Source organism: Phycisphaerae bacterium (genome assembly GCA_041652575.1).
Taxonomy (GTDB): Bacteria; Planctomycetota; Phycisphaerae; order Sedimentisphaerales; family UBA12454; genus UBA12454.
In genome coordinates this window covers 114,079-128,373 of the sequence record JBAZHC010000009.1, presented here as the reverse complement: position 1 = coordinate 128,373, position 14,295 = coordinate 114,079, and the positions used below count along the sequence as shown (strand labels likewise).

Annotated in this window: 12 protein-coding genes and 1 tRNA gene; 4 read left to right on the top strand and 9 right to left on the bottom strand. The window is 42.1% G+C overall.

Features of this window, described 5'->3' with window-relative positions:
• Window positions 1-145 precede the first annotated feature (145 nt).
• A complete protein-coding gene (locus WC496_08300; GenBank protein MFA5293018.1) occupies window positions 146-664 on the top strand; it encodes an RHS repeat-associated core domain-containing protein in 519 nt (172 codons plus the stop codon).
• 99 nt (window positions 665-763) lie between these two features.
• Here WC496_08300 and WC496_08295 read toward each other — a convergent pair whose 3' ends face one another.
• Together WC496_08295 and WC496_08290 are read right to left on the bottom strand one after the other, a co-directional pair.
• Window positions 764-1,186 (bottom strand): prepilin-type N-terminal cleavage/methylation domain-containing protein, encoded by a 423-nt coding sequence (locus tag WC496_08295; GenBank protein MFA5293017.1) that lies wholly within the window; start codon window positions 1,184-1,186, stop codon window positions 764-766.
• 51 nt (window positions 1,187-1,237) lie between these two features.
• On the bottom strand, window positions 1,238-1,672 hold the full coding sequence (locus tag WC496_08290; GenBank protein MFA5293016.1) for a prepilin-type N-terminal cleavage/methylation domain-containing protein: 435 nt from the start codon (window positions 1,670-1,672) through the stop codon (window positions 1,238-1,240).
• Between the two features lie 403 nt (window positions 1,673-2,075).
• On the opposite strand from WC496_08290, the gene WC496_08285 reads away from it, so the two are divergent.
• Window positions 2,076-2,166 (top strand) — tRNA-Ser (locus tag WC496_08285).
• Between the two features lie 189 nt (window positions 2,167-2,355).
• The gene (locus WC496_08280) at window positions 2,356-2,511 is read left to right on the top strand and encodes a hypothetical protein (GenBank protein MFA5293015.1); all 156 of its coding nucleotides are present in this window, start codon (window positions 2,356-2,358) and stop codon (window positions 2,509-2,511) included.
• 246 nt (window positions 2,512-2,757) lie between these two features.
• On the opposite strand, the gene WC496_08275 is transcribed toward WC496_08280, so the two are convergent.
• Both WC496_08275 and WC496_08270 read right to left on the bottom strand, forming a co-directional pair.
• Window positions 2,758-3,858, bottom strand: coding sequence for an anaerobic sulfatase maturase (locus WC496_08275; protein MFA5293014.1), 1,101 nt, complete (start codon window positions 3,856-3,858; stop codon window positions 2,758-2,760).
• A gap of 81 nt (window positions 3,859-3,939) precedes the next feature.
• Complete coding sequence (locus WC496_08270) at window positions 3,940-6,411, bottom strand: glycoside hydrolase family 38 C-terminal domain-containing protein (GenBank protein ID MFA5293013.1); 2,472 nt, start codon at window positions 6,409-6,411, stop codon at window positions 3,940-3,942.
• 202 nt (window positions 6,412-6,613) lie between these two features.
• On the opposite strand from WC496_08270, the gene WC496_08265 reads away from it, so the two are divergent.
• Window positions 6,614-8,125 carry a hypothetical protein gene (locus tag WC496_08265; protein ID MFA5293012.1) on the top strand — a complete coding sequence of 504 codons (1,512 nt, stop codon included), beginning with the start codon at window positions 6,614-6,616 and terminating at the stop codon, window positions 8,123-8,125.
• Here WC496_08265 and WC496_08260 read toward each other — a convergent pair whose 3' ends face one another.
• The 5 genes from WC496_08260 to WC496_08240 all read right to left on the bottom strand — a co-directional run bounded on the left by WC496_08260 (window position 8,126) and on the right by WC496_08240 (window position 14,275).
• The gene (locus WC496_08260; protein ID MFA5293011.1) at window positions 8,126-9,358 is read right to left on the bottom strand and encodes an alpha-L-fucosidase; all 1,233 of its coding nucleotides are present in this window, start codon (window positions 9,356-9,358) and stop codon (window positions 8,126-8,128) included. It abuts the gene before it with no gap.
• Window positions 9,359-9,377: 19 nt separating this feature from the next.
• On the bottom strand, window positions 9,378-9,692 hold the full coding sequence (gene rhaM / locus WC496_08255; protein ID MFA5293010.1) for an L-rhamnose mutarotase: 315 nt from the start codon (window positions 9,690-9,692) through the stop codon (window positions 9,378-9,380).
• A gap of 66 nt (window positions 9,693-9,758) precedes the next feature.
• On the bottom strand, window positions 9,759-11,600 hold the full coding sequence (locus WC496_08250) for a sugar-binding domain-containing protein (GenBank protein MFA5293009.1): 1,842 nt from the start codon (window positions 11,598-11,600) through the stop codon (window positions 9,759-9,761).
• Between the two features lie 49 nt (window positions 11,601-11,649).
• Entirely contained in the window at window positions 11,650-13,251 is a 1,602-nt protein-coding gene (locus tag WC496_08245) for a phosphodiester glycosidase family protein (protein MFA5293008.1), read from the bottom strand.
• Entirely contained in the window at window positions 13,232-14,275 is a 1,044-nt protein-coding gene (locus WC496_08240; GenBank protein ID MFA5293007.1) for a CehA/McbA family metallohydrolase, read from the bottom strand. The genes WC496_08245 and WC496_08240 overlap by 20 nt, the downstream gene beginning before the upstream one ends.
• Window positions 14,276-14,295 lie beyond the last annotated feature (20 nt).

Below are 14,295 nucleotides of genomic sequence, written 5' to 3'. Positions count from 1 at the left end.
TCGCCCCTGACTTCATGCGAAGGGGGCTGCGGACGGGAATGCTTGAAAGTAAATAATGATGGAAAAAATAAAATATGAAGAAAAACAAAAAATTGCCTTGATTGGCTCCGGTTCATAGGATTACGCGGATTACACGGTAAAGAAAATGTATATTTACGCTAACAGCGAAATATTGTCTGAGCATGATGGCGGTGCGTTGTCAACTCAGTATTACTATCTGCATGACAGACTTGGCTCTGTAAGACAGGTGCTAAATTCTTCCGGCTCTGTGGTGAAATTATTAACGTATTCGCCGTTTGGCGAAACGATTCTTGAGGAAGGCTCATATTCTACGCCGTGGCAATTCACCGGGCAGTATCTCGATTCCGAAACCGGCATGTATTACCTCCGCGCCCGGCAGTATTCGCCGTATCTGGCAAGATTTACTGGAAGAGATTTGCTAATGGGAGATGTTAATGAGCCGCTCACTTTGCATAGATATTTGTATTGTCAAAATGACCCGATAGATTGGATAGACCCTTCCGGATTTGATAAATACTTGGGCCTTGAAAAAGACAAACATATGTGGGTAGGAGTTGATGTTTGGGAGGATGGTAAAGTAGTAGGTCAAATAAAGTATAGCTTTAAGGCTAATCCGCGGTTGCAAAAAATCCTCCATCCCTGAAACAGCCCCATAACATAACAAAAAAGGCGGCCCTGATTAATCGGGACCGCCCTTTCTTTACTTAAATCCAGTTTCTGCTGTTAACAACAGAATTTTACATTACGTTTGCAGCGGGTTAATATCATCGAGAGTTGAAATAGTACTGTTCTCGGCGTCATAACCCTGCTCGGTAAATGTTACCGTGTACTCGCCATAGCCGGCCGCATTTCCACTGCGTGTAAGAGTCAGACTCCATGTAGTCTCCAGACTCTCGCCTTGAACTTCGCCAACCGAGAAATACTTCGGTGCGGAGAACTGAATGTCAAGGTCATTTGTGTCAGCAGCATAGGTGCCCTGCTTGGCGTGATAACGTTCCTGAGCCGCCTGTATGGCCGACAGGTAGTTAAATGATTCTGCAGCCTTTGACCGTTCGACCGAGGCTCTGAACCGCGGTACGGCAAAAGCAGCCAGTACGCCGATAATCACAATTACCACTGCAAGCTCAACCAGTGTGAAACCGCTTTGTGTAATTGTCTTTTTCATTTTTTACTCCTAAAATACTTTTTTCTTAAGACTTTATTTCCCTAACTAGTCTTAGGTCTGCATTGGGTTAATATCCACATGATCTTCATCAGCAATTGTGCTATTGGTCTCATCGAAGCCTTCCTGTGTGAATATTACTGTGTATTCGCCGTAACCTGCTGCAGCGCCGGTACGTGTAAGAGTCAGACTCCATGCTGTCTCAAGGTCTTCACCGGCAACCTCAGCAACGGTGAAATACTTCGGTGCGCTGAATTGAACATCAAGGTCGTTTACATCAGCAGCATAGATGCCCTGTCTGGCATGGTAACGTTCCTGAGCAGCCTGTATCGCTGACAGGTAGTTGAATGCTTCTGCGGCCTTTGACCGTTCGACCGAAGCTCTAAACCTCGGTACGGCAAAAGCAGCAAGCACACCGATGATCACGATGACCACCGCGAGCTCGACCAACGTGAAGCCGGCTCTAATAGTTGTTTTTTCCGCTTTCATTTTTAGCTCCTTAAATTAAAAAATCTTAAAAGTCGTAATTTCCCTGTCCCCCTACACAAGAGACTTTGGGTCAGACATTAAAACTTTTCCCGTCTGAAATTCGATAATTTAATCGGCACTAACACATAGAGCCTTTAGCCAATAAAAATGAACTGACGCCAGCGTTAATCTCAAAAACAGAGCATATGCCTATTAAACGAAAATGTGTATGGTTTTATAGGTCCTAAAACGAATTGAGTCGGTGGAGGTAAATTGTCCTTATGAATTATTATAGGAACTTGCCGTTTCCTGAACTGTTGTGTTTTATCTCCTGTTTCCTGACTTTTGTACTCTATTTCATATCTCTTTAATCTTCTTGCAAAACAATCCTTTTGCCTGTAAAGTGGAGGAGTTAAAAAGACCCGGAGAGGTGGCCGAGTGGCTGAAGGCAACGGTTTGCTAAACCGTCGTACGGGTGAACGCTCGTACCGCGGGTTCGAATCCCGCCCTCTCCGTTATTTTATTTTCAGCTAAAATAACATCCATAAGTTCTTGTAATTCAGGCACTTGCGTATTCTTTACTATTTTTGACTGGCACACTGTCCTCAAAATGACTTTTGGCAAGGTCAGAAACACCAGACTTTGCCAGTTCCATCATGGCGTTTTGACTATCGTCGTCGTGTAAGTGGTAGTATAGGTCAAGGATGTCCGATGAATTATGCCCAAGCCGCGCGTACCTTGCGGTAAGCAACACGGTGGTTGGCACACAAGCTCGTAAAATAGTGCCTGAATGTGTGGAGCTTATATTGGATGGGATTATCGAACTTACATTCGACACAGAGGGTTTTGAGCCGCTTTAAGAGTTTTCTGGCTTTGATGGTTGGCAGCAGAACACCACTTCCTTTTTTACGAGGCAAAAGTTTGGCGATTTCAGGGTGAATAGGAACAAACCTTTCATCCCCGTCCTTTGTGGTGCCGTTTGACCCGCCACGGCGGACATGAATCATCGTAAACAATTTTCCCTTGGTGATAATATCTTGCCACCTTAGCCGTATCTGTTGACTTCTGCGCAAAATATTATTGATTGACACGAGTATTGGTTTCTATTAAAACTTCGTACCTATAATCCAGGTTAATTCCGGCAGGATTTTATCAAAGATTAATTTATAACTCTCGCAGAAATAACTTACGTCTGAAAAGCTGCGATTAGATACTAATCTGTCTTTTAAACAGCCGCCTCGACATACCATACTGTGCCTGCAAAGCAAACATTTATCAGATAACTGTTTTTTTCTTTCCGAAAATTCTTTCTTAACATCACACGATAACAATTTCTCAACAGGAGTTTCCATAATATTACCGAGTTTATATTCCGGCTCTACAAAAAAATCACAGCAATAGGCATCACCGTTATGCTCAATAACAATATAATCATCACAATGCCATCTAAAGGTACAATTAGTATGATTTTGGTTTAATATATAATTCATCATTGAATCAAAAATCCTTATGCTGAGCTTGTCCGGGCCGTAATTCTTCCAAAGTTCAAATATACGAAGAATAAAACTACCGTATTGTTCAGGCGTTACGCTAAAAGGAGTTATCTTGTCCGTTTCAGGGTCATTTTCCACGCAAGGAATAAATTGCAGAAATTTAATGCCTTGAGAGATAAAAAAATCAAACAAACCGTCAGGGTCAACAACATTTTTATCATTAAGCAATACAAGAACATTGAATTCCACTTTATGCTTTTTACATTTTTCGACAGCAGCCATTACTTTATCGAATGTACCCTCACCCGAACGATTGAGCCTGTAATAGTCGTGATACTTCGCAGGGCCGTCAAGACTGATGCCGACCAGAAACTTGTATTCATTCAAAAATTTACACCAGTCATCATCTAACAAAATACCATTAGTTTGAAGGGAGTTGCTGACAATCTGGCCATCTTTTCCATATTTTTTCTGCAGTTCCACTGTTTTCTTATAGAAATCCAGTCCCATCAATGTCGGTTCCCCTCCCTGCCAGGCAAAATTACTAACTGTAAATCCCAATTTCAGATAATCGGAAATCATTTTCTCGAGTACCATCCCGCTCATGCGATGCGGCCCCTGCCCAAATAAACAATCTTTACCAGAATAAAAACAGTACCTGCAGTTAAGGTTGCAATCTGGCCCCGCAGGTTTAATGAGCAGTGAAAAAGGCATTTTGAGAGTTCCTTTTATTTTTTTGAAAACAAAGTATATAAGCACTCAGTTATAACGGTTATCGGAGTTGAACTTAAATACTCATATTTTTTCTTCCATAAGGTTGACTTCAAAAATCTTACCCTTACTATTTACTCTCAGAGTTTTTATCTCAAATGGGCCGAAATCGAGCCTTGTTTTAATATCCAAAACAGGCAATTTCAACCGAGCTGCCTGTTTTTTAGGACTCGAATTAAAAAGCCTGATTATCCAGCCATTATTATTTTCCGCCTTTTTAACGGCGGATATTTCTATAACTGTTTTATTCATAACCGCAAACGGTTTCGGCTTTTTACCGCTTCCATCTGGGAAAAACGACAGCGCAAAAGGATTTTCATTTTTGGCGAGAGCCTCATTTTCAATTTTTTCAAGTCTATTGTCAACTGCTCCGCCATTTATCCAGAATCTGAAAAGTCTTTCACCCTGGTCTATACGGGATATAAACCTGTCCGGCTTAAGTATCTCATTATCACCTATCGGATGACCGCTGTATGCCGGCGAACGAAGCAGTGTAAGGCGTAAAATTCTGCCGGAAAAATCGGAGCCATAAATACCGTCATTTATACAACTGAAACACTTATCGGATTTTGAATTTACAACAGCAACCCATTTTTGAGCAACGGCTTCATTGCCATTTGACGGTAATTGCTGAGTACCGAAAGCCGTCTGTCCAAAATAATCGCTTCCCGCGTCAGTCACCGGAATCTGCAATTTGAGAAGTCTGTTTTTCTGATTCCAGTAAACCCTTGTTTCCACTTCAAATTCAGTGCCTGTTTTAGGCAGTTTATATTTTTGACAGATAAATGATTCCTCAAATCCGAATACAGCTTCTACCACCGTTCTGACGTCGCCGTCTTCAACGATCCGTACCGAATCGAGCTTGACTCCATTTAGTCCGCTGAATTTCGTGCCGGAAGTTTTGTCAAGTAGTTTGAACTTGCCGATTGCTTTCCCGAAACCAGCCTTCCGCATTTCCCACGGGTCCTCACTATCCTCAAGAACGACCGGGCAAAAGGCTCCTTTGCCTACAAAATCAACGCCATTTACGCTATATTTGTCTATCAAGCCGGTCTTAGTATTAACAACAACCTTTAACTGAGAATTGTCAAAAATAATTTTACCATTCTTTGAAGCCTTTTGAACGGCAGGCTTTTTATCAATTGTTTCTAACGCACAATCAAATCTATTCATCTGGCATGGTTCCAACTCGGCATGGAACACTATTCGCTTTCGCCATTCCATCGCAAAATTACTTGATTCCTTTTCAATCTGACTGGGGACAATTCTGCCGTTATGAAAAACTTTAATATTCGTGAAAGTTCCTGCGTTATTAAAATCAGCCAGATTAAATTCACATTCAAAAACACCGGCGATATTATTCGGATGCGGGTTATAAATCATAACAGGAATCTGTCCTTCTTTGGCTTTCTTCTGCCCGGAGGCAAAAGCAAAGAAACAACGAGTCTTTATTTTTGAAATAATCTCCAATCCATGATCCATCGTCCGCAATGCCGCCTCTTCAACCGGCTGAATTGATGATCCCGGTAATATGTCGTGAAACTGCGCGAACATTAAATCTCTGGATGCCGAGGTAAATTCATCATGCGGATATTTTAAAAGCCCGTTAGCCGCAGCGGAAGATGCCATCTTTTCCGCCATATATAGTTCGTTTTCAAGCCTGCGATGCTTTTGCTTGATACGAATCATGGAAGTATAACAGCCTATCGCCCATGGGTTCAAATCCGCATGACGCTTTTCAAGGTCTGCACTGCTATCACAAACCTGTGCAAAATAAGCCTCAGGCGTGGAATGCAATACTTTGGCACCCTTAAACTGCTTTATTAGACCGTTAATATCGGCTAAATCTTTTTTGCTCGGCCCACCACCATGATTGCCTACACCCCATAGAATCTCCACGATATTATCTTTCGATTGTTCAACCCTTTCGATAACCTGTTTTTTGGCTTTACCAAGACCGGTCTGATACCAGCCCCTGAATCTCTTTGCCAAAATCTCAGAGCCGTCAAACCCTACCCAAACAAAAAGGTCATTTTTCAGTTCCATCCACTGCTGCTGCGGCCTGCCGAACAGGTATGAATCATAGCCGGATTTGGCAAGTATCTGCACAAGTCCCCGACTATGACCAAAAGGGTCAAAATTAATAGCTGTTGTCGGTTTAATTCCGAAATTCTTTTTGAAATATTGACGACCCGCAAGAATCTGGCGAACAAATGACTCGCCGCAGGGCATATTGCAGTCCGGCTGAAGATACCAGCCGCCCATAATGTGCCACCTGCCGGCTTTGACAAGTTTCTTAATACGCTCGAAAAGCCTGGGTTCGTATTCCTTCACCCATTCATACAGGATTACTTCATTGTGATTAAAAATGAAAGTTTTGTTCTTTTCGCATAAATCAGCGGCGGTGCGGAATGTCGAGAGTACTTCTGCCGCTCCTTCTTCCCATTCCCAAAGCCATACCGGGTCAAGATGCGCATTACATATTAAATGAACCATTTTTTCCATAAATATCCCATAAAATTAAATGATAACAATTTTAACCAGTTTCAAATCATATCAGAACAAATCCGAATCGCAACAACTTTACTCCGAAAGTAAAACTTGATTTTTTAAGCAGATTTGGTACTGTATTGAACGTTGATATTCCGTAATACTGCTAATCAAGAAAATACTTTTTCACAGGAATCCGGGCGAGAATATGCGACGTAAAACATTCGATTTAATCTATATTCTATTGTTATTTGCCGAATTTTCCTTTAGCACAACAAACCCATATTTTCAAATAAAGGTCATCGACGAACAAACCGGCAGAGGTGTGCCCCTGGTCGAACTGAGCATCGTAAACGATATAGTTTACTACACCGATAGTGCAGGCATAGTCGCGTTTTACGAACCCGGTTTAATGGATAAAAACGTCTGGTTTTTTGTTAAAAGCCACGGTTACGATTCATACAAAGACAGATGGAATTACTCCGGCGAAGCTTTTGTTACCAGGCCCGGCGGATACGGCGAAATAAAAATCAAGAGAATTAACAGAGCCGAAAGATTATACAGAATTACCGGTCAGGGAATTTATGCTGATAGTGTAAAATTAGGATTGCCGACACCAATCAGTGCACCTGTATTCAACAGTTCTGTCATGGGGCAGGATTCGACGCAGGCCCTGGTTTATAAAAATAAAATCTACTGGTTTTGGGGGGATACCCGCAAGCCGGGACATCGTCTCGGACTATTTAAGGTGGCAGGAGCAGTTTCAGATTTAGAGGTAAAAGGCGGTTTAGACCCGAATATCGGAATTAATCTCAAATATTTCACTGATGATAATAATAATGTAAGGATAATGTTTCCTTTTGAAGGTGATGAGGCCATCTGGATAGGAAGTCCGATACTTGTCAAATACGGTGACAACGAAAAAATGATTGTGCATTATTCCAGAATGAAAAGTCTTGGAGAGCGGGTCGAACACGGATTGGCAGTTTATAATGACAAGAAAAATATATTTGAAAAAATTAAAAGTCTTGATTTGAAAAGGCAGTGGGACTGCCCAAGAGGTCATGCAATAAAATATGCTGTTGATGGGGTAGATTATTTCTGGTTTGCCGACCCTTACGCAACCATTCGTGTTAAAGCCGATTATAACAGTATTCTTGACCCTAACTCATATCAGACATTTACGTGTTTGAAGCCTGGCAGCAGATATTTAAAAGATAAATCAGAGCTTAACCGTAACGAAAAAGGGAAATTAATATATCAATGGCTAACCGGGACAGACCCTATTGGCGCCAGAGAAGAACGCGAATTAAATAAAGCAGGATTAATATTGCCTAATGAAGTCAGGTACAAGCCATTATCGGCGGACACCAATGAAACTCCGTTGCTGGCAAGCGGTTCACTGGCATGGAACGACTACCGAAAGAAGTGGGTTATTGTCGCGGGTGAAGCTTTTGGAAAAACTTCAGCCTTCGGAGAGATATGGTACGCAGAAGCCAACGATATAACGGGGCCATGGAGTAAGTGCTGGAAAATAGTTACCCATGACCATTACACTTTTTATAATCCCGTACATCATACTTTTTTCGATCAAAAAAATGGCCGAATAATTTATTTTGAAGGAACATATTGCTCGATGTTTTCAGGTACAAAGCAGCCGACGCCCCGGTATGACTATAATCAAATAATGTACAAACTTGATTTAGCGAATATCAGATAATCATGATACCTGAGCGACTCTTACAACGAGATTTGTCCCATAAGGATAACCGGCTGCATTGAAACTTAATGAGCCATTCTTATCGTGAACAAAATCAAGCTCCTGTCCATTATCAAACCAAACTACTTTATTTACAGGCATATTGATCCCTGTAAATATTTTGGGATAGGTCTTTTGGATTACAGTGGTAACGTTGATGTGTCCGCCAACTCCCAAATCATGTATAAATAAATAGATTTTGTCATTTACTTCGAGCGCAAAATCAACGCCATTTTCTGCAATCATATATGGCTTGCCATTATAAATCACATCGGCATACATTTGTACCCACTGCCCTACACGACAAAGCACAGAAGCTTCGTAATCTGGGATTTTGCCGCTTGCTGTCGGGCCAATGTTTAAAAGATAATTGGCACCAACTTTACGGCAGGCACAGAGGTTTTCAATAATTTCCTTCGGAGAAAGATAATTGAAATCGTTTTTTCCTATTCCCCAATGCGAATTTATCGATTGACACATCTCTGCTGCGAGATATTTTTTCATTCCCCTGCGATTCATCAATTCAGGGCGACCCTGTTCGAATGTTACGCAATCAATTTCATCGTGCCCAACTTCGCCTCTTGCGTGCAGACCGGTGTTATTGATTATAATCGCATCAGGCTGATATTTTCTGATAATGCCGTAAAGCCTGCTCTCCTGCCAGTCGCTTTCAGGTTTACTCCAGTTCCCATCGAACCAGAAACCGCCGACTCTGCCATAATATCGGCATAAGATTTCAATTGAATCGCAGAGATAATCTATATATGCGGCAAAATCATTCTCGAAATTTTTCTGATGCCAATCATAAGTTGCATGATAAAAAAAAGGTGCAATGCCTTCGTTACGGCAGGCATTAGCAAACTCTGCTGCAATATCGCGAGCTGCAGGGCTATGCATCGCATCAAAATCACTGAGACCTCTTGTATTATACAAAGAAAATCCATCATGATGACGAACCGTAAGGCATGCGTATTTCATTCCTGCTTTTTTTGCCAGCTTGGCTATTGCATTTGCATCAAATTCATTCGCAGTAAAAGAGTCTTTGAGCCTGATATATTCTTCCGCCGGAATGTTTTCAATAAACCTGACCCATTCACCTCGTCCAAGTTGGGAATATAGACCCCAGTGAATAAACATTCCGTATCCAAGCTTTTCAAATATAGCTATTCTTGTAAAAGGTTGCGGCATTGTCATTTGTTATTCTTTTCTATTCTTAATCCATGTGGAAAACTTTTTTGAGAGGTTTACAAACCGGAGAATTATCAGGATTTGTTTCCATTATATCGGCCATGTATTTCCACCATTTTTTCAATATCTCCGTCTGGGGCAATTTATCTGCGGTATTATTTTCCGCTAATTTCTGCACGGCAAAAAGGGTCAGTATCTCTTCATCCAGAAAAATAGAATAATCTGAAATACCTGCTGCCGTTATTTCCTTTTTTAATTCAGGCCATATCTCATCATGCCGTTTCCTGTACTCTTCTTCAAAACCCTTCTTTAATTGCATCTTCAAAGCTTTATTTTGCATTACCACTTTCCCTTGATTTTTTATCATTTAGATTGTTTTTTATCTTTTCTAACAAAAATTATAAAATCACCGCGAGGCAAAAGCTTCTATCGCTGCTTTTTGCCGTTGAACTGCCCGAATTTTTGCTATATCAAATTTCGGGCTGCGATCAAAATTATAAATTCCATTTTGTTCCTGGAATACATCAGTTAATTGCGTATAACAGTATCCGAACATATCTTTATTTTTCAACAGTACCGTGCATAAGCCTTCAAACCTTTTATAAAATTCATCTATGGTTTTGGGCCTGCCGCCGTAACCCCATGACTCATTCCTGTTGCCGGTATCAATTTGAGATTTCAACGCTTCTTCTTCATTCCACCATATCCCGCCAAATTCACTGACAAAATATGGCTGGCCTCTATATGGAACGGAAACGGCCCTGCCTGTCATATCCGAATCAATATTGCAGCCGAATTCGGTGTTAATGAACGGCCTGTTCTGTGCAAGAGGCGACATCATTTCAGAAAACAGGTCTGGATTCTGAACATAAAGATGGCTGTCGTAAATATCCGTCTCAAATACCCTATGTGAAAAACCCGAAACATCAATCACAGGTCTTGTTTTATCATAACCTTTTGTAACCTGGAACAGCGCCCTGGTAACATCATTGAGAAATGTGTATTTATCCTCGATGACTTGCAGCAACTCATTGAGGGGGCACCACCCGATAATACTTGGATGCGAATAGTCTCTTTCTAATACATCCATCCACTGTGAAACAATCGCTGCTCCGGGCTGGTTATAACCTTCGTCAATAACGCCATGGGTCAGGCCCCAATCTCCGAATTCACCCCATACCAAATAACCCAATCTGTCGCAGTGATGAAGAAATCTTTCTTCAAATACTTTTTGATGAAGTCTCGCTCCATTAAATCCCGCCTTGAGCGAAAGTTCGATATCACGGATCAATGCTTCTTCAGTAGGTGCCGTCATGATGCCATCGGGATAATACCCCTGGTCGAGCACTAATCGCTGGAATATCGACTTGCCGTTAATCTTAACTGCTTTGCCCTCGATGGTTATATTCCTCAGCCCCGCATAACTTTTGGCAGAATCTATGATTTTGCCTTGCTGATCAATTAACTCAACATCCAGGTCGTAAAGGAATGGATTTTCAGGCGACCAAAGCCGTATCTTGTGTTGGGGAATAGCAATCGTAAAAACAGCGGAATTTAAGCAATTAAATTTGCACACATGGTCTGCGATTTTCCCATTTGCATCTTTGATTGTAACTTTGACGCTAAGACCTTTTGGATCACCCTCAATACTCTGTTCGATTGAAAACGAATTAAGCTCAAAAGGTGTTATTTTAGGCCGCTTGAGATAACGTTCGCCAACAGCTTCTATCCAAACGGTTTGCCATATACCCGTCGTCCTCGTATATACGCAATCATGGTTTTCAAGTTCCATCGACTGTTTGCCTCTGGGCATCGCCTGCTTCATATCGTCTCTGGCGCGAACAGTAATTACTGTTTTGTCGCCTGGCTTTACGAACAGGCTCAGGTCTATAGTGAAGCCGGACCAACCACCGCGATGGCGGGCGGCTTCAATTCCATTAACCCATACTGTTGCATCGTAATCAACTGCTTGAAAATGCAGCAATATTTTTTTACCGACACAGTTGGAAGGTATCTCGATTTCTTTACGATACCAGACCGCTTTCATAAAGCCTGTGAAACCGATTCCTGAAAGTTCGGACTCGGGACAGAATGGCACAATTATATTTTTCTTTAACTGACGGTTGACAAGCCCTCTTTCTATCCCGTCATCATCATTATCAATTTCGAATTCCCACTTACCATTTAAACAAAACCACTTATCACGAACCCATTGCGGACGAGGATATTCACATCGAGGAAGACTCATTAAAACTCCGTTATAATAATAATTCCAAAAATTTAACAATCTATCATCATCATTCAGTGCCACTAAGCCAATTCTCAGCAAAAACTAAAATATCCCGCATGTTAATCAAATCATCGTCTGGTTCGGAAATATCGTAATATCGCTCAAAACCAGCATCCTGTGACGTTGACAGCCAGCGTTGAGCTAAAAACGCAAAATCAGAGAAATCAACATCTCCATCAGGTTCAAAATCTCCTTTGGCAGCGAAGAGATATGCGAGGCTTATGCGGCTGGAATGTGCAATTTCATCGATATATATCACAGCGTCGGTATCTGCATTATTACGAATCTGAATAGAGTCGATTGTGAAATCCCGTGAATTTATGACGCCATTGCCACTGGCCCATGCCTGCCAGTCACCGGCATTTTCAAGATTCCATTCATATAAATGCCAATTGCCGTCCGAAACCATAGATTTGAATACGCCTCGGTCGGCGGTAATATTATACGTATCATCAAGAGCAATAGTTATTTCACAACCCGTGGTAGTCGTTTTGGCCCAGAAACCGACAAAACCATTAGCTGGGCGGACAGTGTTATTTGATCGCTCACCAACGCCGGACAGATGTCTGACAAACCAGCCGCCGGACTGGGCCGGGTTATCAATAATTGAAAGCTGCTGTGACCAGGATCCCTGATAATTTTGTGTGTTTACTGCCGTTGCGGATGAAACTGCATCGACACCGACAGTAGTACCTGAAAGAGTGAGGCTTTGATTGAACGTGGATTCGTTGTTGTCCTCAAAGGATGCGTACACATAAGATTGGCTATAAATGATTGGGTTCAATGGTGCGGCATAAACGCCCAGATGATTGCCGACCGCACGGTTTTCCGAAGGACTGTTAAGAGCATAAGTACTGCCGCCATATTGTGAAATCCATAAATGTGTCGAACCGCCGCCATCGAGGCTTAACCCATTCCATGCGCCAAAACGCTTGAGCCACTGAGCCGCTTCCCATAACGTTCCCCCTTCACTAATGCCGGTCTGTCGTCCGTCTATGGTGATTATGATAAGATACCTGTTGTTTTGCGTTATGCCAATGGCGGTTCGAGGTTCTGCTGCACAGGCGGCATCGCCGGAATTGGTATTATTTTTGAGGAAATACGGCCATGATTCAACAGCAGTCCAACAGCCAGTCAGATTCGTTGTAGGCAAAGTCACCTGAAAATGAGCAACATTAGCAGGAGTAATCATTAATGTGCCGGGGCTGACTCCGAGGCGAGATGCCAGGTTTTCCAGTTGGGATACAATTTGTCCCTCACTCATGGCAAAACCATCAAGATCAGCAGTCGATTCGCCGACCGGATTAAAGAAACTGGTATTAAGTCCTATCTGTGCCTGCGAAGAAATCATAAACTGCAGGCCTGTTTGAGTGTTAGTTTCTCTTGAAGCGGCACCGTTCGAGGGTGTTGCTATAAAACGTATATTGGGGTCATAGAGGTCAATGCGAATGGCGTTGACTATTTCCGGCCTGGGGACCCCATCGGAGCTGCCTGTCGCACGGTCAACACCTTTGAAAAGCGGAACCCATGAGCCGATTGTCACACAATGTGCCGATGTATTCAAAATACATATATAGAATAGAATTAGTTTACTTGTTTTGCTGAGCATTATTACCTCGCTTCCGATTTTTAACAGTTTTATTTTTTTTCTGTATGCCTGCCTGATTGTCAGTTGCTTTTATTACAATAGGGTTTGTCCATGCATGGTTGCCTTGCGCATCAATTACCTCCGCCCTTACAAAACCACAGTTTGGTGAAAATTTCCACTGGGCCTCAGTAAGTGAATTACCATCTTTTGGGCGGATAACGCGACCAAGATGCGCACTCGCAAAGAAATTAATTTGCACAGCCGGTGAACATTTAATATTCACAAAACCATTTTCAATTTTGAAATCTTCGATAGTCGGGCCGCAGGATGCGTAATAACAACCGCTGCGCAGTGAATTCATAACAGATTCCGCAGTAAGTTCTTTGGTTTTAATCATAATCCATCCGAGAGCAAGGATACTTCCGTCTTTGTGCGTATCATCAACCGCGATAGCAGGCAGATAGCGTTTCTGGTTAAGAAGCTGGTCCCAATGAACATTACCGTAGCCTCTTGCGTTGCTTTTGTCACAGACAGCGTTGTAAACCTCAATTCCAATATAATCCTGAAGTTCAAGAAGCCGCTGCAATGTGATATTATTCCAATATGGATGAGCGATAATTACTTCTCCGCCGGAGCGTTTAACTTCATTGATAAGCTGCTGGCCGGGAATATTATCTGCCAGTTTCAGACTACGCGGGGTATTCAGGCATAAAAAATGGCACGGCGATGCAGTGGTGGTAAGTTCCAGCCCGTTAATGGCAAGAAATTTTTTATTGTTAAATCCGCTCAAGTCGTTTGTCTTTGTTTTGTCGGTAACAAAAACCACATCAAAACCCTTTGCACGGTATTGCGCAATACGTATTGCAACATTAACATCGCCGACACTGGTTGACGTATGGACGTGGAGAGCGGCTTTATGCCAGTCGCCGGCCTGTTCAAAAGGATTTATGATGTCCTGAGCATTAGCATATAGGGTGAATGATATCAGGCACAGACCTGTGAAACAGAAAAGACGCCGCACTGCAAAGTTCAGATAGTTATACATATTTTTATCCTAATATTAAT

Bases quoted from the DNA above. Each gene is read 5' to 3' on its own strand.
- WC496_08300 (MFA5293018.1), top strand. From the start codon at position 146: ATGTATATTTACGCTAACAGCGAAATATTGTCTGAGCATGATGGCGGT.
- WC496_08295 (MFA5293017.1), bottom strand. From the start codon at position 1,186: ATGAAAAAGACAATTACACAAAGCGGTTTCACACTGGTTGAGCTTGCA.
- WC496_08290 (MFA5293016.1), bottom strand. From the start codon at position 1,672: ATGAAAGCGGAAAAAACAACTATTAGAGCCGGCTTCACGTTGGTCGAG.
- WC496_08280 (MFA5293015.1), top strand. From the start codon at position 2,356: ATGTCCGATGAATTATGCCCAAGCCGCGCGTACCTTGCGGTAAGCAAC.
- WC496_08275 (MFA5293014.1), bottom strand. From the start codon at position 3,858: ATGCCTTTTTCACTGCTCATTAAACCTGCGGGGCCAGATTGCAACCTT.
- WC496_08270 (MFA5293013.1), bottom strand. From the start codon at position 6,411: ATGGTTCATTTAATATGTAATGCGCATCTTGACCCGGTATGGCTTTGG.
- WC496_08265 (MFA5293012.1), top strand. From the start codon at position 6,614: ATGCGACGTAAAACATTCGATTTAATCTATATTCTATTGTTATTTGCC.
- WC496_08260 (MFA5293011.1), bottom strand. From the start codon at position 9,358: ATGACAATGCCGCAACCTTTTACAAGAATAGCTATATTTGAAAAGCTT.
- rhaM (MFA5293010.1), bottom strand. From the start codon at position 9,692: ATGCAAAATAAAGCTTTGAAGATGCAATTAAAGAAGGGTTTTGAAGAA.
- WC496_08250 (MFA5293009.1), bottom strand. From the start codon at position 11,600: ATGAGTCTTCCTCGATGTGAATATCCTCGTCCGCAATGGGTTCGTGAT.
- WC496_08245 (MFA5293008.1), bottom strand. From the start codon at position 13,251: ATGCTCAGCAAAACAAGTAAACTAATTCTATTCTATATATGTATTTTG.
- WC496_08240 (MFA5293007.1), bottom strand. From the start codon at position 14,275: ATGTATAACTATCTGAACTTTGCAGTGCGGCGTCTTTTCTGTTTCACA.